16 protein-coding genes and 1 pseudogene are annotated in these 18,574 nt (G+C 63.8%); 5 read left to right on the plus strand and 12 right to left on the minus strand.

The annotated features are described in order from the left end of the window. Positions 1-25: 25 nt before the first annotated feature. The 4 genes from ACLBWX_RS08385 to ACLBWX_RS08400 form a co-directional block, all read right to left on the minus strand. On the minus strand, positions 26-1,573 hold the full coding sequence (locus tag ACLBWX_RS08385) for a P-loop ATPase, Sll1717 family (protein ID WP_447676612.1): 1,548 nt from the start codon (positions 1,571-1,573) through the stop codon (positions 26-28). 133 nt (positions 1,574-1,706) lie between these two features. Beyond that, positions 1,707-2,324 carry a hypothetical protein gene (locus ACLBWX_RS08390; RefSeq protein WP_447676613.1) on the minus strand — a complete coding sequence of 206 codons (618 nt, stop codon included), beginning with the start codon at positions 2,322-2,324 and terminating at the stop codon, positions 1,707-1,709. A 12-nt stretch (positions 2,325-2,336) separates the two neighbouring features. Then, the gene (locus ACLBWX_RS08395) at positions 2,337-2,804 is read right to left on the minus strand and encodes a hypothetical protein (RefSeq protein WP_447676614.1); all 468 of its coding nucleotides are present in this window, start codon (positions 2,802-2,804) and stop codon (positions 2,337-2,339) included. Then, positions 2,801-3,295, minus strand: a complete 495-nt coding sequence (locus tag ACLBWX_RS08400) for a hypothetical protein (RefSeq protein ID WP_447676615.1) — start codon at positions 3,293-3,295, stop codon at positions 2,801-2,803. The genes ACLBWX_RS08395 and ACLBWX_RS08400 overlap by 4 nt, the downstream gene beginning before the upstream one ends. 470 nt (positions 3,296-3,765) lie before the next feature. Here ACLBWX_RS08400 and ACLBWX_RS08405 point away from each other — a divergent pair, with 470 nt between their 5' ends. Together ACLBWX_RS08405 and ACLBWX_RS08410 are read left to right on the plus strand one after the other, a co-directional pair. Continuing rightward, complete coding sequence (locus ACLBWX_RS08405) at positions 3,766-4,005, plus strand: hypothetical protein (RefSeq protein ID WP_447676616.1); 240 nt, start codon at positions 3,766-3,768, stop codon at positions 4,003-4,005. A gap of 79 nt (positions 4,006-4,084) precedes the next feature. After that, positions 4,085-4,777 (plus strand): recombinase family protein, encoded by a 693-nt coding sequence (locus ACLBWX_RS08410; protein ID WP_447676617.1) that lies wholly within the window; start codon positions 4,085-4,087, stop codon positions 4,775-4,777. 166 nt (positions 4,778-4,943) lie between these two features. Here ACLBWX_RS08410 and ACLBWX_RS08415 read toward each other — a convergent pair whose 3' ends face one another. The 4 genes from ACLBWX_RS08415 to ACLBWX_RS08430 form a co-directional block, all read right to left on the minus strand. Further along, positions 4,944-5,381 carry a hypothetical protein gene (locus ACLBWX_RS08415; RefSeq protein WP_447676618.1) on the minus strand — a complete coding sequence of 146 codons (438 nt, stop codon included), beginning with the start codon at positions 5,379-5,381 and terminating at the stop codon, positions 4,944-4,946. Between the two features lie 92 nt (positions 5,382-5,473). Next, entirely contained in the window at positions 5,474-9,493 is a 4,020-nt protein-coding gene (locus tag ACLBWX_RS08420) for a hypothetical protein (protein WP_447676619.1), read from the minus strand. Further along, positions 9,481-9,879, minus strand: coding sequence for a hypothetical protein (locus ACLBWX_RS08425; RefSeq protein WP_447676620.1), 399 nt, complete (start codon positions 9,877-9,879; stop codon positions 9,481-9,483). The genes ACLBWX_RS08420 and ACLBWX_RS08425 overlap by 13 nt, the downstream gene beginning before the upstream one ends. An 11-nt stretch (positions 9,880-9,890) precedes the next feature. Continuing rightward, positions 9,891-10,250, minus strand: a complete 360-nt coding sequence (locus tag ACLBWX_RS08430) for a hypothetical protein (protein WP_447676621.1) — start codon at positions 10,248-10,250, stop codon at positions 9,891-9,893. A 164-nt stretch (positions 10,251-10,414) separates the two neighbouring features. Here ACLBWX_RS08430 and ACLBWX_RS08435 point away from each other — a divergent pair, with 164 nt between their 5' ends. Then, complete coding sequence (locus tag ACLBWX_RS08435; protein WP_447676622.1) at positions 10,415-10,573, plus strand: hypothetical protein; 159 nt, start codon at positions 10,415-10,417, stop codon at positions 10,571-10,573. Positions 10,574-10,731: 158 nt separating this feature from the next. Here ACLBWX_RS08435 and ACLBWX_RS08440 read toward each other — a convergent pair whose 3' ends face one another. From ACLBWX_RS08440 to ACLBWX_RS08450, 3 genes are all read right to left on the minus strand, one after another. Continuing rightward, the gene (locus ACLBWX_RS08440) at positions 10,732-12,051 is read right to left on the minus strand and encodes a tyrosine-type recombinase/integrase (RefSeq protein ID WP_447676623.1); all 1,320 of its coding nucleotides are present in this window, start codon (positions 12,049-12,051) and stop codon (positions 10,732-10,734) included. Positions 12,052-12,496: 445 nt separating this feature from the next. Next, a complete protein-coding gene (locus tag ACLBWX_RS08445; protein WP_447676624.1) occupies positions 12,497-13,870 on the minus strand; it encodes an O-antigen ligase family protein in 1,374 nt (457 codons plus the stop codon). Between the two features lie 327 nt (positions 13,871-14,197). Continuing rightward, positions 14,198-15,355 carry an acyltransferase family protein gene (locus tag ACLBWX_RS08450; protein WP_447676625.1) on the minus strand — a complete coding sequence of 386 codons (1,158 nt, stop codon included), beginning with the start codon at positions 15,353-15,355 and terminating at the stop codon, positions 14,198-14,200. Positions 15,356-15,599: 244 nt separating this feature from the next. Here ACLBWX_RS08450 and ACLBWX_RS08455 point away from each other — a divergent pair. Next, positions 15,600-16,693: pseudogene (locus tag ACLBWX_RS08455) on the plus strand (IS630 family transposase). Continuing rightward, positions 16,675-17,253 carry a YARHG domain-containing protein gene (locus ACLBWX_RS08460; RefSeq protein ID WP_447676626.1) on the plus strand — a complete coding sequence of 193 codons (579 nt, stop codon included), beginning with the start codon at positions 16,675-16,677 and terminating at the stop codon, positions 17,251-17,253. The pseudogene ACLBWX_RS08455 and the gene ACLBWX_RS08460 overlap by 19 nt, the downstream one beginning before the upstream one ends. Here ACLBWX_RS08460 and ACLBWX_RS08465 read toward each other — a convergent pair. Continuing rightward, the gene (locus ACLBWX_RS08465) at positions 17,175-18,491 is read right to left on the minus strand and encodes a hypothetical protein (RefSeq protein ID WP_447676627.1); all 1,317 of its coding nucleotides are present in this window, start codon (positions 18,489-18,491) and stop codon (positions 17,175-17,177) included. The genes ACLBWX_RS08460 and ACLBWX_RS08465 overlap by 79 nt on opposite strands. Between the last annotated feature and the right edge of the window lie 83 nt (positions 18,492-18,574).

The raw sequence follows: 18,574 nt of genomic DNA on the forward strand, positions 1-18,574 counted from the left end.
CGACTGTGGATAGTGGGGATAGGGGTTACCGCGAGCAGACCGCACCAAGGGTTCGAGCTTCGCTCGATTTGAAGGTGCTCTGACAGTCAGGGCAGGTGATATCGCCCTCCTCCACGATCCGCAGTTCGGCACAATGAGGACAAATAACCAGGAAGAAGTCTAGCGCTTCCTCCAAACTGGCATCTGCCGTAACCGCAACTGCGAGCCTCGGATCGACAACCCCATAAAGATATTGAGGACGATTTCCTGGGTTCGGAAGCTCTCCAATCTTAACGACAGCACCAGATCCCTGCCACTTCTGAACTTTTGATCGAGCCGCCTGCGTCGTCACCCTAAAGACGTCGTTGGCCAATTTATTTATTGTGAAGTTTAGCTCTCCCACTTTTTTCAAATCTGTGTAGATGCCTGGGTAGAGTTCTTTTGCCCTCTCTGTCGAAAACCCTATGAGAGCTGATTTTACAGTCTTGAAATCTATCCTTGGCCCATATCGACCAGTCCGTGTGTGTTCATCCACGATCTTTTTACAGATACGCACCATATCTCGCGGCGATCCGTGGGCAAAATATGATATCAGCCTATGAACATCGTACCCTGCGTCGCCCGTTAATATCTGGTCGAAGCGACGAATTGCGCCGCCTGAATAGGTCGTCAGGCGCTTACTAAGTACAGTCTCTAAATCTTCTACAGACCAATCTAATACGTACTCAATGAGCCGATCTGGGCGCCCACCTGCTTCCAGATAAGCTTCTTTCATTTGGTCCCACAGGAAAAATTTGAATGCTACTCCAGGGGTTTCGAGCAATGGCAGATCAATCAATAAAGGCTCCAGAAATTCAAAGGTTTTCTGAGCATCACTTGCAGTTATCGAAAGCTCGTCGACCCGGTCCACGAGGATGTAAGTTGACTTGAAACCAAATTTTTGGACAATCGGCAGCAGTGCTTCAAATTGAAAACGGATTGTTTCATCCATTCTCTTGGTAGAATTAACTGCTGCATCAAATTTGCCATAGCCAAATTTCGCAGTGACAACATTCAGCAATCCGACAACCACTCCACCATATTTTCTAAAGAGATCGCCAGCCTTATCGCCAATTGATTTTATGGAAGATATCGACTCTTTGAATTTTTCAGCCGAAATATTTCCAAGCAAATTCTTCGAAAGGCCAACAATTACGCGGCGATCAACCTCATCAAAACCTTCGGGCAGATAGCCGCGATCCTCCACTTCAATTAGAACGGCAAGCAGAAGTACTCTAGTTATATTTTCCAGATGATATTCCGCGCTCGCTTCTTTGGGCTGCTTTATGTTCTCGGTTGGAAACCTATCGTATGTCACACATAAAAATTGATTTGACTCCAAACTGCGCTTTTCAATCATAATTTTCTGGGCTGTTTTGCCACCACCTCGTGGAGCGAAAACAACATTACTCTTAGGACTTGCGGGATCCCCAACAACTGCGGGGAAAAAGGGCGGATCGACAAAATATCTATCAATTAGAGGCTCATTCGCCGCGTTAGTTGAAGCAAAGGGGTCTTCTGAAAAGCCGAAGGATGCTAGGAATTCGCTCGACACGCCAAACCCTCGGTGCGATCTACCTGCCACAATGCGGCTTCCCGTGTAGCATGAGTTTTCGCCCTGAGTCCCCATGTACTACCTCCATTCCTGTCGAAAGAAGCCCGAGTAGCTAGTGGCACATCCTTGAACCTTACGCGGTTGTCTTCACTGCGTTGGCCGTCGAGCCGAACAGGCTAGCGTTTGCCATAGGCTTGCCGGTTAGCAGCGCTTGTGCACGGTTGTTCTGCGCGTTGACGGCCAGGGCTCCCAGAACCCCATTGAATGCGTCGCCGATCGGGCTGTAGCCCTGCGGGGCCGAGAGTGCGCCGGCGCGCGCCGCGGCAGACTGCGCCGCCTGCGTGGCGTCGCCGGTGGCGTTCAAGGTCGAGATCAGGTTGCCGCGGGCGTCCTCGACGCTCGACCGCGCCTGATTCGCGTAGCTCTGACCCTGGTCGGCGATGGCAAGTCGTTGCGTGTCATAGGTCTTCTGCAGCTCGGCGTTCTGCTGAGCCTGCGCCGATGAGTTCAGATTTCCGTCGCGGGCGAGCGCGAAGGTGAGGGTCTTCTGCGCCTTCCCATATTGGTCGTCGAGCTGCGGTAGGGCGAAGCCCGTGTAGCTGTCGCGCTGTTTGGTGAAGAAGGGCTCGTCGAACTGGCTGAAGGTGTCGTTGACCTGCTGCGTGCCCGCGCGGATCGTCGCCTGCCGGGCGGCTTCGTCTGCCTGCGCCTGCTTGGCCGCCTTGCCAGCGCCGCCGTCCTTCTTGCTCATGTCGGTCGCCTCTTAGTGGGCCGTGGCGGATAGCGCCATCTCGGCCAGGGGGATCGCGGAGGCGGGCAAGGAGGGCGGAAGGAGCCGCGCCATCTCCATGCTCGCGCAAAGGGTGTCGAGGTTGTTCGCGATCATGCGGGCGATCAGCGGGAGCCCGGCCGGTGCCGCCTCCCGTCGCTCGGGTGACCCGACCGGCTCGGCCCAAGCGTTCACGAGCCCGAAGACGGCGAGGCACCCCTGATGCAGGCTCGTCTCGGAGAAGTGGGCCGGCAGGGCGTCGCGCGCGGTATCCTCAGCGCGGAACAACGCGGCGACAAGCGCCTCACGCTGCCAGCGCGGAATCTGCCCGGCCCCTTGACCGCGGACGACCGCGGCGAACGCCTTCGAGAGGTTCACGACAATCTGTTCGTCGTCCAGCGACGTCGCGGCCTTCTGCAGACAGGCCAGGATCTCGGGTGCGGCGTTCGTCTCGGGCTTCATCGGGCGCGTTCCTGGCAGGGCTTGGGGAAGGGGATGATCTCGCAGCCGTTGCGCTTGATCGCGGTCGGGATCACGGCGGCCGTGGGTAGGGAACCCACCCGCCGCAGCGATCTCAGAACGCCATGGAAGCGGAGAATGCCGGCATAGGGCTCGTGCTCGATGGTGTGGCCGGAACGATTGCTCGGCGGGCGAAGCCAGAGGGCCAGAAGTCGGTCGGCCGCGGAGAACCCTGCACGGACGTCCTCCACGCCGCAGTAGGGCGGGAGGTACCGTTCGCAACGCTGGCGGCAGACAGGGAACAGCCGCCGCAGCTCGGACACCTGTTCGACCGTGAGATGAGTGCGAGCCGCGCGATTGATGAGCACGCTGAACACGAGCTCAAGGTCGAAGACGAGGCCAGCGGCGTTGTCGCGCGTGACGGCGTGATCCAACCAGAGCCACACGGAAGTGTAGTCGTCGTCTCTGGACAGGGCGGCTTCGATTGCGTTCACGGGATGCTGTAACTCTGAAGAAGCTCAGACAATGTAGCACTCTAAGCTGCTGAAAGTAAAAGAATATCTGCTTCGTCGAACTTGTGACAAATCCTTATAGAAGAGACGCTAGACAACGTGTCGGCTCGATTTTGCGGCCAGAATTTTTCTACGCGGGGGTGTCGGCGATTTCTCGCGCAAAGTGAGGGTATACCGGCAGGGTGCACCCCACCCCCTACCGGCAGGCGTCAAGCGGTCTGCGACGTTTTGGCAGGCTGGCTCGAAGATCAGACAAGCATCAGACACGCCCGATAGGGGTTCGTGTCGCCCTAGGCACTTAGCGGACGCCTTGTCTTACAATTGTCTGCTGTGTCTGGTGATGTATGTGATGAATACATTTTCGCGGATCCGAGCCTTGAATACTTTCATTGACAGCGCGCATTGCAAGACGCCACCTTTAGCTCTTGGAGCCATACACACGAGGTTGTTACATGCTTGAGATCTACTCGCAGCCCGACGTCCGGGCCTATGCCATCGCAAGCGCGCTCGGCGCTGCAATCGAGACCGTCCTGACCTGTGATGACATCTCGAAGGAAGTCGGCGAGCGCTTAACGGGGCTACTTTCTCTGGCCCGAGCCGAAGCCCTGCGCCTCTCCGACGACCTTGATCCTATGGCCGTGGACATCGCCCCGCGCGGATCGTCGTCAGCGGCCCCCGGCGTCAGGAGCTGAACGCACATAGGCCCCTCGATACGCCCTTGCACATTTGCCAAACGTCGGTATGGTGATTGTGCAAACGAGGTTCCGAGCCATGAACGGCCGCATCGCTGTCGCCTACTTCCGGGTCTCCACGAAGCGCCAGGGCCGCAGCGGTCTCGGCATGGAAGCTCAACGCGAGGCGGTCGAGCGCTTCGCCGAGACGCAAGGCATCTTCCTCGTGAGCACGTTCACAGAGGTCGAGACGGGCAAGGGTTCCGACGCCCTGGAGACCCGCCCGCAGCTCGCCGCGGCCATCCGCGACGCCAACCTGCGCCAGTGCCCCGTGCTCGTCGCCAAGCTCGACCGACTGAGCCGCGACGTGCACTTCATCTCGGGCCTGATGCGGACCCGCGTTCCCTTCGTCGTGACGGAGCTCGGTCCCGACGCGGACCCCTTCATGCTCCACGTCTACGCAGCCTTGGCCGAGAAGGAGCGGGCGATGATCTCGACCCGCACCAAGGCCGCCCTGGCCGCTGCGAAGGCACGGGGCACCAAGCTCGGTAACCCGAACGGAGCGGCCCACCTGAAGGGTCGTGACAACGGCAGCGCGGTCGAGGCGCTCAAGGCCGGCGCAAATGAGCGAGCCGCTGGTCTCGCCGGCTTGATCGCCAGCATACAGGCCGAGGGAACCACGTCGGCCAACGGGATCGCTCAGGCGCTGAACGCCCGGCACATCGCGACGGCGCGCGGCGGCAAGTGGACGGCGCGCAGCGTCCTCAACGTCCTGGAGCGCCTGGCCGCCTAGGTCAGACCGCAGACCACAAGCACCCCGGAGGATCCACGGCCATGCTCATTCTCATTGGCTTCGTCGCGTTCTGTCTCGCCTTCGCGGCCCTGCCTGCCCTCGCCGGACAAGCTGCAGGCGCTGCGCTGAAGCAGAAGCCGGAGACGCCCCGGCGCTGACGACCCTTTCAGTCGAAAACACCGCCGGCCGATGCGTCCTCGTGCTCGATGATAGGCGCGTCCAACTCGGCCAGCACTCGACGCGCCTGTTCTGCCCGAACGACGAGCTCGGCGCGAGACATGGTGTGAAGGGCCTTCTCCTCGCTGGCATCTGTCGTCCCGACGCCTGAGAGCTGCACGAGGGCCTTGGCGGCCATGACGCGGCTCGCGGCCGGGTGCTTCTTGTCCTCGGCGACTTCGATCAGAACGCCGACGCCGACCTTGGCCCCCTCCGTCTTAAGCCGGTAGGCGATGGCGGCCTGAACTTCGACGAGGACATCTTGTCGGCGCATGAGCACGCCGCCGCGGGAGGCAGGCTGCACATACCCGGCCGCCTGGGCTGCCACGGTGGGGTCGTTGCTATGGCTCATGTGACGGACGAATGCCTTTTCCTGGGGTGTGAACAACCCTGACTTCCTTGGCATGCCGATATTCCTATTTAGGATTTCAATGAAATTATATAGCAGATGCTATACATGCCGCAATCCGACCTCTTGGTTCAGGCTTGTCGCCCGGCTGATCGAGCGAGGCATCGGGCGCCGGCGGCCTGCAGCGCCTCCGCTCCGAATTTCATCTTGAGCTTCAAAGCGAGCGCCTTTTCCTGACCGAAATCGCGTTCGAGCCGCTTGTAGACGGGCCCGACCATGAGCGACCGAGGACGGGCCCCGAGCTCCAGTGCGATCTCGAAGGCCGTCGTCGTCGGCTCGCGCATCTTGGCCTTCTCCACGAGGATCGGCGTTGCCGAGGTCCGCTGCGGCGGCCAAGTCGCCCCGGGCTTCCGATAGAGCCGCAGGTCCGCACCGTGGTCGCCTCGGTGGAACAGGTGGACGGACAGGCGGTGGGCGCCGACCGTGTAGATCTCGTCGGCCAAAGGCAGCATCGCGTTCGCGGCGTGCACCTTCGTCGCCAACAGGATCTCGAACGGCGACGGCGCCTGCGGCAGGTCGAGAGCGACCGAAGCGGAGGTCCCGGCAGGCTGGCGCGAGACGTCTCGATACGACGCCTGGATCGCAGCCAGCCATGCGGGAGGCTCCACCGGGACGAAGCTGGCGAGCTGGCCCACGACGTCCTGAAGGGCCTCCTCGGGGTCGGGATGCCGCGCCGTATCGATTAGGACGAGCCCGGCATTCCGGCGGCCATGTGCCTTGTATCGAAAGCAGCGGAAGTCGAGGAAGGCGTCCGGCAATGCAGTGGCGCGCCGGCCTCGAACGGCGCCGGGCTCGAAGTCGTGACGTTTCCCTAAGAGGTTATAATAGGGAAATGTCACGAGTTCGCCGCCTGTCCCTGGCCGGTCGTCATCCGCCCGGGTGAATAGGGTCGAGAGGGCGACGCCCTGTGTCTCGCGGCCCGCCCGTTGCCGGAAGGCCGCCGCGCCGTCGGTGCTGTCCGCGAACAGATCTGGCAGCACCGCCGCGGCGTCGCGTGCGTCATTCGGGACGAGGCCTCGGGCCAGGAGGACCGCCACCATCGGCACTTGGTCGAGCACGTCGCCTTCCGTCACCGCAGCGTCGACTGCCAGGTCCGTCGGCGTGCTCGTCAGCATGATCGAGACGAGCGGATCCCGGGCGCCCCGCCGGACCGAGCGGGCACGGCCCTCGACCTGGACGAGTTCCGTCTGGACCTGACGCCGAAAGGCCTCGGCGAGCGGATGGGGGTGCGCGTACGTCGAGACCCTGCGACCGGCACCGTCCCGCATGAGATGCGAGCCCTCGGCGACCGGGTACCATCGGCCCCCGCATGGAGGGATCAGCTCGCCGGATGCGACCGACCCGTATTGCTCGACGGCCAGCGGCGAGGCCTCGGGCCTCCCGATCACGACAATTGCTCCGACGCCTCGCCACCCGTCGAACCCGCGCAGGGCGTTGAAGTGCCCGACCGCGACGTTGTTCGGGACGAGGCCGCGGATGTGCCGGTCGAGGGCATCGTAGCCGACGACCGCCACGTCGGGGCCGGGGGTATCGCCACGGACCCGCCTGCCCCTTCCTCGATGCAGGAACGCCTGCACCTCGATCAGCCGCAGGATGTGCCCCACCTTCGCGGCCTGTCGCTTCTCCTCGGCGTCCGTGCTGGCCGTGACGAGGCTCGACTTGCCGAGCGCCCGGTCGGTCAGCGCCGTCCGGTGGACGTTCGTCTCGGCAGCCTGGATCGTTGCCGTGACATCAAGGTCGGGGAGCCAACACCTTGCCACCTTGGGCACGAGCGTCGCGTCGAGGTAGAGGATCGGTCCGCCAATCCAGTGTCGGTGCATCTCGTCCTTCCAACGCAGGCGGATGGCGGGGTGCCCTTCGTCGTCCGAGATCGCCTGCAGGGTGTGCGGGGCGACCGTCGCGCCAGAGCGCAAGAAGGTCGCGACCTCGCTCCAGAACCGCCGCACCAGAGCTGCTACGCCACCGGCGCCCCCATGCTCGTCCAGGGCGATGGCAGCCGCCTCCGGCGGCAGGTCGCGGCGGATCGGTAGCGTCCCCCTCAGGTTCCAGGCAAGCGCCGCAGCGCGATCCGCTAGCGAGGCCGAGAGCCTGGCTTCGACGAGCGCCTCTCGCTTCAAAAAGCCGGCGTGCCCGTCCAGAGCCACGGCGAGACGTCGACCGATCTCCAGGTACTCAGTGCGCCAGGCGCCCCCGCCAGGCCAGCGCGCCAGGCGGACGAGATCCTCGACCTTCACCTGGACGGGCCGCGGACCGCAGCCCCCGAGGAAGGACAGCCAGGGCGCCTCGTCGAGCACAAGCAGGTCGAAGGGGTAGCCGAGGTGCCTGCGCTCGGTCGTCATGAAGACCGACGGTGCGGCGCTCGTCAGCATGGCGTGCGGGAAGATCCATACCTGCACGTCTGCGTCGAACTGTTGCCGGTAGGCGCAGGCGTGGCTTGGCATCTGCTCAGGCTTGCGCGGGTGATAATCGCACCAGATCTTCCTCCGCGGTGCACCACAAACCTGTGCTGCCTTTCCTCCAGCTGCACGGACCTGCTCGACAAGGGAGTTCATCGGACACATCAGGCGATGTGGTCGGGCTGGGTCCGGCTGTCCGGTTCCGCGCCACACCTTGGCGATGATGCGGCCAGCCTTCCGATTGAGGCGTCCGGCGATATCATCGGCCGTGACGTGGGTCGGGACTGAGATCGCCACCCGCAACGATCGATCGTCTCGCACGGCGCTGTGCACCTCGCTTAAGGCGGCCTCGGTCTTTCCGAGACCGACCCCGGCGCCGATTGCGATCTGCGGCATGGCGTGGCCGTCGAAGAAGTGTTCTGCAGCCTGCATGTCCCTGATCTCGTCCGACGTCATGGACAGAGCACGGGCGCGGCGCTCGCCTGCCGCCGGCAGGATCCTGGCGAAGGCTTCGTCGACGGCACTCCGGAGCGCTACGGAGGCGTCGGCAACGCTCATGGTCGGGAGGGAACGGCCAGGGTCGCAGCGTTGCCCGACGGCGGACAGCACGGACGCCTTGCGCCGCTCCTCCGCGCGGACCCATTCGACTAGAGCCGGCAGGCCCTTGATCTTCTCCTCGACGTACTCGGCCGTGTGTACCTGCGCGATGCGAACGGCCGAGCGCGCAGCGGCGGCAATGGCCTCGATCATGGGCGCCACGTCCGCGTCCGGCCCGTGCTGGCCTATCCACGATGCCACGGCCGCGGTCATAGGCGCGTAGAAGCCCTGCCCGCCCGGGCCGTCTCCGATGCTCTCGACGTGGTGGTCGAAGCCGGAGCTTTCGCCGCGATAGGGATCTGTTACGACTTCGGCGGTCACGTCCGAAGCGCCGCTTCCTGGTGCCTTCGCCCGCGGCGCATGCCCGGCCGTCCCCGACCATCGGGGCAGGATAGGAAGGGGGACGGACACGACCTCGCGCGTTCCGACAAGAAGGCCAGATCGACGCGGGACAGGATCGACCATGGCGTCCTCGAAGATCGGGCGGCCGATGTAGTTCACCTGGACGACGTTGTAGACGGCCGGGTCAACCGGCGAGACGCGACGCCAGCTACGCTTCGGGACACCCGGCGCCTGGATCTTCTCGGCCAAGTAGATCTTGAGCTCGTCGGCTGACAGGGGCACGTCATGCCAAAAGCCCAGCCGAAGCCGGAGGCCGGGCTTGATGCCCTGACCCGCCGAGAAGGCCCACCAGCACGTAGCGCCATGGAAGGGTTCGGGCATGAGGCCGACAGCGTAGCGTACGGCCGCCTCGGGCTCTGCGCGCCAGTCCAGGCCGGGCGGCAGGGGAATGCCGTCGAGGTCATGCAGCGACCAATGCCGACGAACGTCCTCGAAGTTGATCTTCTGTCGCCTGATCGCTGTCAGTTCTGGGTGCTTCGGCTCGCCGCGGATGACGCACGAGCCGGGCGACAGCGCCACCTGGTCGAGTACGCGAGCGAAGTCCCTGATCGAGGCGACGGGATGACAGACGGGCCGGAAGTTCATCGCGCCGCGCTCATAGTCGCCTGTCACGACTTCGCCGGTTGCGGCGGCACGCATGATGCGCTTCACCATCCGCTTGCCGTCGAGGTTCTGGAGTTCGGTCAGACTGTCCACGAGCGGCCCTCCGGGTTGGGCCAACGAGTACGGGACGCGACGTCGAGGGCGTGGCGGGCGAGCGTGCGGTCGAAGCGGCGGACGCACTCGATCCCCCGCATCACGCCGGCCCGGTTGTTCTTGCGCAGGTGCGGCGGGATGCGGACGTAATAGGCGATGTCCGGGCCGCCATCTTCGCCCTTGATCCAAAGGATGGCGTTGGCCTTTCGGCCGGCGCCGTTGGCGCCGAGATCCGCCTTGGTCATGGGCCGCACCTGGATGAGGCAGGCAGGATCGGCGTCGAGAAACTGTGCGTTGCCGGCGGCGAAGTTCGGGGCCGTCTGCCACTGGATCGATAGGTCGTCGCCCTGCGCGGCGCGGGCGATCGTCGGGATGAGGTCCGTCATCGTCTCGGCCCTTAACGCAGCGACGTGCGGGCGGCCTCGGCGCGCTTGGCGCGTGCGGCGGCTCCCCGGTTCGACTGAGCGGTCCAGGGCTGCGCCTGCTCCATGAGGGCGACGAGGCTCTCCGTGACGACGAGCGTCCGGCCTTCGGACTTGATGAAGGTCAGCCGGCCCTCGTGGGCGGCCTTGTAGAGCCCGGCCGGCGAGATGCCGCTGACCTCGGCGGCGAGCTTCATCACCAGGTGCGGACGGTCGCGCCAGGGCACGGATTGCGTTCCGGCTTCGCATTTCGAGGCTCTAGCCGAGGCTTCGGGCAAGCCTTTCCTGGTCGCGCCCGAGGTGATCGAGCGCGCCGTCTGTGTTCCGCGAAGCATGTGCTGTCCTCGACGCTGTTGCGTGTTGGACAGTCACATTAAGCATGAAGACCATGCTGTCGAATCATCGCGTTGGTGGAATCCTGCGCCTATTCAGAGTTGTTTGAAGGTAGAAAAATACTACCGTGGGAATGATTCGTGGCCTCGCGAATCGAGGATCTGACGTGCTCGATGCGCTCGGCGGTCGCGCCTTTGCCGAACATAAGGATCGCCACTTCGCGAGCCAATTTATTCACGATCACGTTACCGGTGCGTGGATTCCGGCATTGATCCTTCAGGATGACCGCCAGGATGAAGGCCCTGCGAGCCTCTCGCTTGGTTAGCGCCGAAGGACGGCCCGCCCCGTTCTCTGACGGCCTCCTGCCACCCACTACCTCACTCGGGGGGTCGCCCGGCTTCCAGTCCGGCGCGAAGAACTCCACGACGCCATGGCGACCGCGTCCGGAACGCCAGGGTGGGCCCGGGTCATCGTCCACGTCGCTCATGCTGTTGCCGCAACGACGTTCAGGCGAGCTACGGGTGCTGGAGCCAGGGCCGTCAGGGTACGCCGGATGAGGTCTTCCGTGGCGTCGACGATGTACGCCGAATAGTGCTGCTCGATCATCTCCACACTCGTGTCGTGGAGCGCAGCGACAAGCCGGACAGGTAGGCCGGCGGTTAGCTTCCGAACGATGGAGCTATGCCGGAGACACAGCATCACCGTGTCATCCGGCATCCCGGCCGTTTTCAGAACCTCTTCCCAAGCCTCGTAGCCTTCATAGGCGAACGCCCACGGCTGTCGGGCGTCCTTCTCCCATCCGCGGCCCCGCCCGACCCCCTTCCGCTTGAAGGCCCAACGCAGAAGCAGGGGTTCGTGACCGTGACGCCCGCGAGCGAGCGGTTCGAGGCGTTCGATCACATCGGGGGCGACTGGCACGGCGATGAACTGAACCTTCTTATCGCCGGTCCCCTTCTTCGTGGTCGGTACCATGAGGCGTTGCTGCGCGACCTGCAGGCCGGAGACCGTCACTCGCGCGAGCTGGCTGAACCGTGCGCCGGTAGCGGCCGCAGCGAGGACTAGAGCTCCGAAATCGCCCGTATCGTCCACGATGTACGCCGCGTCGACGATCCGCCGGATATCGGCATCGGAGAAGATCTGCTTGCGTGCCGTCGTGCTCACAGGGGTCCGCTTTGTGCCAGCCTTGATCTCGGCCGGGATGTTTCCCGGCAGCATCGCCCGGTGGACCTCGTAGGCTGCGTTGAGTGCTGCCCTCACGTCGTTGAGGATGCGGTTCACCGTCGTGGTGGCGAGCTTTTCCGGCAGACCATCCTTCCACGTCTTGATGACGGCTGCCGTGAGCTTGGCCAGAGGCACCGCCGAGAAAGTCTCGTCTGTGAGGACCCGCCGGTTGAGCGAGTATTCCGCTGCCCGGCCCGCCGTGGCATGTCGCTTCTTGCGAGCCTTTGTGTAGGCCTCAATCGCCGAGCGCACCGTAGGAGCTGCTTCCACGATCGCGGCAGCCTCCGCAGCGTCCCACTCTTTGACGCGCATCTCCGCCCAGGCGAGCGTAGCGGCCTTGGCCTTCGCGTAGGACAAGGCTCCGGCGCGGGCGCCGTCATCGTCGGCCTCGGCGATCTTGGCTTCGTCACGCTTCCCGTCGAGGACCACCTTGGCGACCCACGAGCCGCCCCCCTTCTTCCCAGGTGTCCGGTACCCAAGCGAGACACCGCCGCGTCCGCCGGCGATGCCGTTCCAGTAGGGATTGCGGTTGACGGCGAGCTTGCCGCGCTTGGCTGCCGTATCGAGTGCCGCGCTGGCCATCGTCTGTCTCACATTTTCTCTCACATGGAGGTGCTAGAAGTACATGAGAAAGCTGTGGACAGGAAGCCAATTTCCCAGTCGTGAGAAGTTGTCAGGACTATCAGGATTGTATATCCACTACCCTCCGAAGGCAAAGGTCACACGTTCGAATCGTGTCGGGTGCGCCAATTTATTCAATAACTTAGCTGATCTACCCGATCGGTCGCTCCGTACCGCGGGAGCACGCTGGATCAATCGGAATTTTTGCGGCCGAAGGCTCCGCGTCGTGACAGCGAAGTGCCTCAACTGACCTGAGGCGAATCACGCATAGGCCGTTGGCAGCCCTCCCCTGCTTCGTCCGACCCGCCGGGCCTGATGTCAGCCGCGGCGACGATGCTCCTCGTCGACCCATAGGTCGGCCGCAAGGGCTTCCTTCACCTCCAGCCCCGCGCATTCATGGCGAGCGTCAGACGCTGGGGATCGCCGGCTCCATCAGGACCTTGTCCCCAGCAGGCGCGCGGGGATGGGTGGCCACCCGGCCATCCGGAGGAAGCTGGACCCGGATGAAGGCGAGCAGACCCGCGAGCGCCAGGACGTGGACATTCCAATCCTGGAAGATCCCCGGCGTGGTCATGCCGTTGAGCACCAGCATCAGCACGCAGGAGGCCACGAAGCGCCGGCCGCCGAGGTCGAGCTTCATGCCCCAGGAGAGGGTGGTGAGCAGGACGACAAGCGCGAAACCGATCCCGATCATGCCGGTGCCGGCCCAGGCGCTCAGGAACATGTTGTGCGAGTTCGTGAGGAGGACATCCTCCCACCCGAGGGTCTCCGCCAAGGTCCCGGCCGGGACGAGGAGCTGGATGAAGCGGTCGCCGGCCGAGAAGCCGGAGCCCGCGAGCCGGTCGTGCGTGGCGGCGATGAAGGTCGGCCAGAAGGCCGAGCGCCCGGTTCCATTGGCGAGTTCGACGGCGGGCTTCTGAAGGATCGTGGCCAGAAGGTCCAGGAGTTCAGGGAAAGCCGCGAGGTCGAGCATCAGGAGGACGAAGGCGGCCACCGCCGTAAGGGCGCCAGCGATGCCGAAGCGGCGCAGCACGCGATCGCGCGACGACATCAGCAGGGCCGGGCCGACCGCCACCAGGGCGCCCGTGCTGGCCGCCGATCCGGCGATGACGAACCCGGCGAAAGCCACGGCGAAGTAGGTGCGCCTGCGTCGCTTCGGCGGCCGGAAGACGACGAGGAAGCCCAGCATCGCGCAGACGAAGGGCATCATGTTGTTCTTGGCGGCCGAGAACACGATGCCTCGCGCGAGGCTGTCGAGGATGATCGGCGTCACGGCGGCGAGCCAGGCCAGGATGATGATCGCCAGGATATCGGCGAAGCGCGATTCGATATCGGTTCTGTCGAAGATCACGATCGAGGCATGAAAGAAAATGAACAGTTCCGCACTACGATAAAGCGTAAAGGTCGGTACGATCGACCAAGCGGTACTCAGCATATTCATGCCGATCATCAGCGTGAAAGGCAGGTAGGGCATCGCGAAGGGCAGCAATGCGACGCGCCGGTCGAGCGCGATCTTGCTGAAGAGGTAGAGCCCCGTCAGCCCTGTCAGGATCAGGGTGACGATGTTCGAGGCGCTCAAGCCCTCTTCGAGCACCGCGTTTCCGTCCTGCCGCGGGACCGTGAACACCAGCGGCATGAACGCGAAGGTGCACACCAGCACCATCGGCAGCAGGAGCCGGGCGTCGAGCGGCCGAACGGCCGCGGCCAAGCGGTGCCGCGCGAAAGGATAGAGCATCACGAACCAGACCGGGATCGCCAGGGCGAGAAACAGGTTCAGCACACGTGTCCCTTCCTCGTGGCCCCGGGTTCGGCCGCCCCATGACGGGTCGCGGCTCGGCGATGACGCCAGTTCGACCGGGAAGCGTTTCACCGGCGTAAACTGCTCCCGAAACCCGGCCGGACTTCGGCGTTATCGTAGATATCGGTAAACACCTTCGATGGCACGGCGTCGCGAAGACGGACGACGGCCAAAGCTGATGCACGGACGGCGCGAAGCGATGGCTGCGAGGACGCCGTCGGCCCCTCGGGGATCAGGCCAGGCGCGCTGACCACCGCCGCAGGGTCAGGATGAGGCGCGCAACCGACACGGCCCGACGAAGCCTTCGCCTCAAGGTTTCGCCGATGCGGGTTGCGGTCCTTCGGCCTTCGTGGGGGAAAGCCCTGTATCCGACTGAGGAAAGTAACGGTCGCGCCACGCGATGATCGGACGTTCGAGCGCGAAGGTCAGAATGGCGCCCAGCCCGATGGCGCCCAGATACTCGCCAAACAAGATCGTCGTTTCGGAAAGATTCAATCCAAGCTTTGCACTACCGATGGCAATCAGCTTCGTCATGCTGATATGCCAGACGTAGATCGGGTATGAGATGAAGCCGATATACGCGAGAGGCCTGAAAAGGCCGGGCATGCGAGCGATGAAGGCGGCTTTATAGACTGCGAGCAGGAAACACACGCCCGTGAATGCGGCGAGGCTGTATCCCAGGATGGAGAAGGTGGCTGAGCGATGAGGCAGGAGCCAGAGACCGATTGTTCCGACCAGCAGACCACCGAACCACACGGGCCGGTAGGCGAGGAGGCGGCAGAACGCATCACCGTAGAAAGTCGACATGACGGCGAGGGCCACCCCGCAGGCCAGGGCATCGGCCCGATAGTGCGTCTGCCACTGGATCGCGACGGGATCGACGCCCAAGACGACGGCGGCAGCCCGCAGTACCGGACTGACGAATATGATCGAAGCCAATATTATCAGGATGAATTTCGGGTCGATGGGCCGGCGATGCGTCGCGAACGCCATCAGCGCAGCAAGCAACAAGTAGAAATGCTCTTCGACCGCTAGAGACCAAAGATGATTAAGGGAACTTCCGGTGTAATTTTGAACGTGAAACAGATTTTGGAAAAGATAAGTGTCCCATTGCTTGTCGCCCACGACCAGCTGAGCGGCCAGGTATAGATAGCAGACGGGCCACAACCGAAGCGCACGGCGCACCATGAAGCGGCCGAAATCGAATCTCTGATCTCTCAGATACTGCGAGAATACGACTTTCCCTATCAAGAAGCCGGACAGTACGAAGAATAGATCGACACCGGCCCATCCAAGCGTGCGCCCCGGCGCGAGGATGTAAGACGCGAAGCCGCCGCCGTCGTAGGCCGCGTTGAAGTGCCAGCCCATAGCGAGCAGTATCGCGATACCGCGCACGAGATCCAGGCTCAGGTCCCTCTGCTTTGTCGGACCTGTACTTGGCGCGCGGAAAGCGTTCGAATGATTCACGTCGGCGCCCCCTCCTCATTCGCTCGGCACTTGGCCGCAAATCTTCATGACGCGTGCACGCGTCTTCCGTGTGGACGCCGACCTTCCATGCCCCATGCGTACTATTTTATGAGAGCCAATAAATCGTTAGCTGCCTGAGGCATTGATAAGACGCGGACATTCTGTGGTTCTGTTGAGAGTTTATAAATCTCATACCAAGTCTCGCTGATCAGGACTCACGCGGGGTAGCGTCGGCATCTCGGTCGTGATTCTTTGCTTGGGTTTGGAGCCTGAAGAGGATGCGATGGCTGCTCCGGTGCCGCTGCGATCGGACTTCGATGCGCAAGCCCTGCGCGGTCTGGCCTCGGGGGCGCGTGACCCGGCCCAGACCCGCCGCCTGTTGGCGCTGTCGGTGATCGCGGCGGGCGGCTCGCGCTCGGAGGCGGCCGCGATCGGCGGGGTCGGGCTGCAAACGGTGCGCGACTGGGTCGTGGCCTTCAACACGGACGGCCCGGACGGGCTGATCGACGGCAAGGCTCCTGGGGCCCGTCCGCGCCTGAACGCCGACCAACGCGATGTCCTCAAGGTGCTGGTCGAACAGGGACCGACGCCGGCCGCACACGGTGTGGTGCGGTGGCGGTTGTGCGATCTGGCCCAAATCCTGTCCGAGGATCACGACGTGTCAATCTTCGAGCAGACCCTGAGCCGGGTCTTGCGGGCGATGGGCTACACCAAGCTCTCGGCCCGGCCGCGCCATCACGCCCAGGATCCGGGCGCCGCGGCTGTTTTTAAAAAGACTTCCCCGACCGTCTGGCGGACATCGCGCAGGCTGTCGGCGGCAAGCCGGTAGAAGTCTGGTTCTGCGACGAGGCCCGTGTCGGCCAGAAGAACACCCTGACCGACGCTGGGCCAAGCGCGGGACGCGACCCTCGGCCCCCAAGGACCAGCGCACGGCCTCGGCCTGCATCTTCGGGGCGATCTGCCCGGCCCGGGGCGTCGGGGCAGGCTTGGTCATGCCCCGCTGCACCACGTCAGCGATGGCCCATCACCTCGAAGAGATCTCCGCAACCGTGGCTCCTGGCGCCCACGCCGTCCTCCTGCTCAATCAGGCCGGCTGGCATACGACCAGGAAGCTGCCGGTTCCCGACGACATCACCCTGTTGCCCGTGCCGGCGCGCTCACCCGACCTCAACCCGGTCGAGAACCTCTGACTGTTCCTTCGCGACAACTGGCTCGGAAACCCGATCTTCCAATCCCATGCCGAGATCCTCGACCACTGCTGCGACGCCTGGAACAAGCTCATCGCCCAGCCCCGGCATCATCTCCATCGGACTGAGCCAATGGGCACATGGGTTCTGATCAGTGAAGGTTGGTACGACACGCTGTTTACCGAGGTTGTCCGCCGAGACGGATGGGTCAACATCAGACTTCCCTCCGGACAGACGGGATGGGTCAGCGCTCGATACGTCGGCTGCTGCCGCACAGTCGCGAGCAGCCCTGGCACGCCAAGCGGCGCGGCCGCCTCGTCGTGCGAGGAGCTGTGGACGGAACGGAACGCGATCTTCAAAGCGGCCGGCTACTGCTTTCGCACCCCACAGGCCATTCGAGCGTTCGGCAACGCCGGTTGCCAGCACGACAATGAGGCCGACGTGCCTCTTTCGGCTCGCGAACGTGAGCAGGTGGCGGGGATTCGTATCTCGGAGCGCAGCCTGGGCTGCACCCATAGGCGCCGGTCACGCTCGTCGCGCCCCGGTCAGGCCGGCGCGACCGGCGTGACGCGCGTTGCGTTCGATGCGCCCGCCCGGCAGACCTCGCCCGAGGCCACGGATCGGGCCGATGGTCAGGCGGTCAGCAGGCCGTCGGCCGGGATGTGCACGGTGAAGGCCTTGCCCTCGTCGATCCAGCCTGGCCCTTGCTGACCCTGATTGATGCTCGCGGCTTCCTCGGCATTTCCGGCGAAGTGATGCAGGCCCGTCTGCGTGTTGAAGAAGCGCTCCAACGTGATGTGCCCGGCGCCGTTCGCATCGTGGTAGGCCTCGAACGCCACACCCTCGTAGCTGTAGTTCGGGAGGTTCGCCCGGATGATGTCGCGCTCGTTCACGCTGTCGGTGAAGAAGTGGGTGCCCGTCTTCGTGTCGAGGAAACGGAAGACATCGTGGGTGCCGGCGCTCTCGTCCGGCGTCGACCAGGGCGAACCTTCGTAGGTGAAGTTCGGTATCGTTGCCTGGATCTGCGCTTTTTCCGCCGCGCTGGTCGTATAGAAGTGATCGCCGGTCTTGGTATCGAAGAAGCGAAAGACGGGGTCCGGCTGGTTCGCTCCGGCACCGGAGGCCCGGATCGCCGGATCGGTCACCGCGGAACTGGCGCTGCGCGCCGCATAGACGGACACGTCGTGCTCGGCGCCGTACCGCACGAAGGTGTCGATGAACCGGCCGCCGTCGAGAAATTGCGACGGCGTGAGGGTCGTTTCCGTGCCGTCGATGCCGGGAAGGTAGTCCAGCGCACCGCGGTTGACGTAGTTGGCCGTCAGACTCGGGATGGAGGCGGCGACATCCTGGGGCGTGACGCCATCGCCGATGGCCGTGGACAGCCCCACGGACACCGTGCCGGCATAGATCGGATCGGAGCTTGCGGTCTGCCCGATCTGCGCCCTGTAGAGCCCCAGGTAAGGCACCGGATCATCGGCGATCTCGTAGTTGATGATCCGGTCGTCGGGGGCTGCGGAGATCAGGGCCCCCGGTGAACCGAACGTGGCGCCCTGATAGAGGACGTCTCCGGTGTCCGGATGGTTCGCCATGAAGACCTGCGTGAGCGCGCCACCGAGGCTGTGCCCGGTGACGATCACCGTGGCGTCGTGCTGTGCCGCGTAGCCGTCGACGGCCGAGATCAGCGGAGCGAACTTTTCGTAGTCGGCATTGATGTTGCGCAGGTCATTGAGCCAATCCTGCCGGTCGTCACTGCCGCGAAAGCTCAGGACGACGACGGCCTGACTGCCGAAGGCTCCCGTCACGGCCGCGCCGTAAGCGTTCTGGTTGACGTAGGTGCCGTTGGTGAGCCCGGTGGCCGAGAGCGGCGCGAACCCGGCGGGAAGACCCGCGAGAGTGTCGGAATAGGTGGATGCGGCGATCGTCGCCAGCGTTGCCGCTACCGTTCCCATCTTCGAATTCTCCTCGCAGGTGCTGGCATCGGCGGCGATACGTGGGCGCGGCCTCGGCTCTCTCGACCGACGGTAACGCAAGC

The organism is Methylobacterium sp. M6A4_1b, from assembly GCF_053345175.1.

Coding starts and splice junctions, on each gene's coding strand:
- ACLBWX_RS08405 (WP_447676616.1), top strand. CDS start 3,766: ATGCTTGAGATCTACTCGCAGCCCGACGTCCGGGCCTATGCCATCGCA.
- ACLBWX_RS08430 (WP_447676621.1), bottom strand. CDS start 10,250: ATGCTTCGCGGAACACAGACGGCGCGCTCGATCACCTCGGGCGCGACC.
- ACLBWX_RS08425 (WP_447676620.1), bottom strand. CDS start 9,879: ATGACGGACCTCATCCCGACGATCGCCCGCGCCGCGCAGGGCGACGAC.
- ACLBWX_RS08410 (WP_447676617.1), top strand. CDS start 4,085: ATGAACGGCCGCATCGCTGTCGCCTACTTCCGGGTCTCCACGAAGCGC.
- ACLBWX_RS08460 (WP_447676626.1), top strand. CDS start 16,675: ATGGGCACATGGGTTCTGATCAGTGAAGGTTGGTACGACACGCTGTTT.
- ACLBWX_RS08440 (WP_447676623.1), bottom strand. CDS start 12,051: ATGGCCAGCGCGGCACTCGATACGGCAGCCAAGCGCGGCAAGCTCGCC.
- ACLBWX_RS08395 (WP_447676614.1), bottom strand. CDS start 2,804: ATGAAGCCCGAGACGAACGCCGCACCCGAGATCCTGGCCTGTCTGCAG.
- ACLBWX_RS08465 (WP_447676627.1), bottom strand. CDS start 18,491: ATGGGAACGGTAGCGGCAACGCTGGCGACGATCGCCGCATCCACCTAT.
- ACLBWX_RS08390 (WP_447676613.1), bottom strand. CDS start 2,324: ATGAGCAAGAAGGACGGCGGCGCTGGCAAGGCGGCCAAGCAGGCGCAG.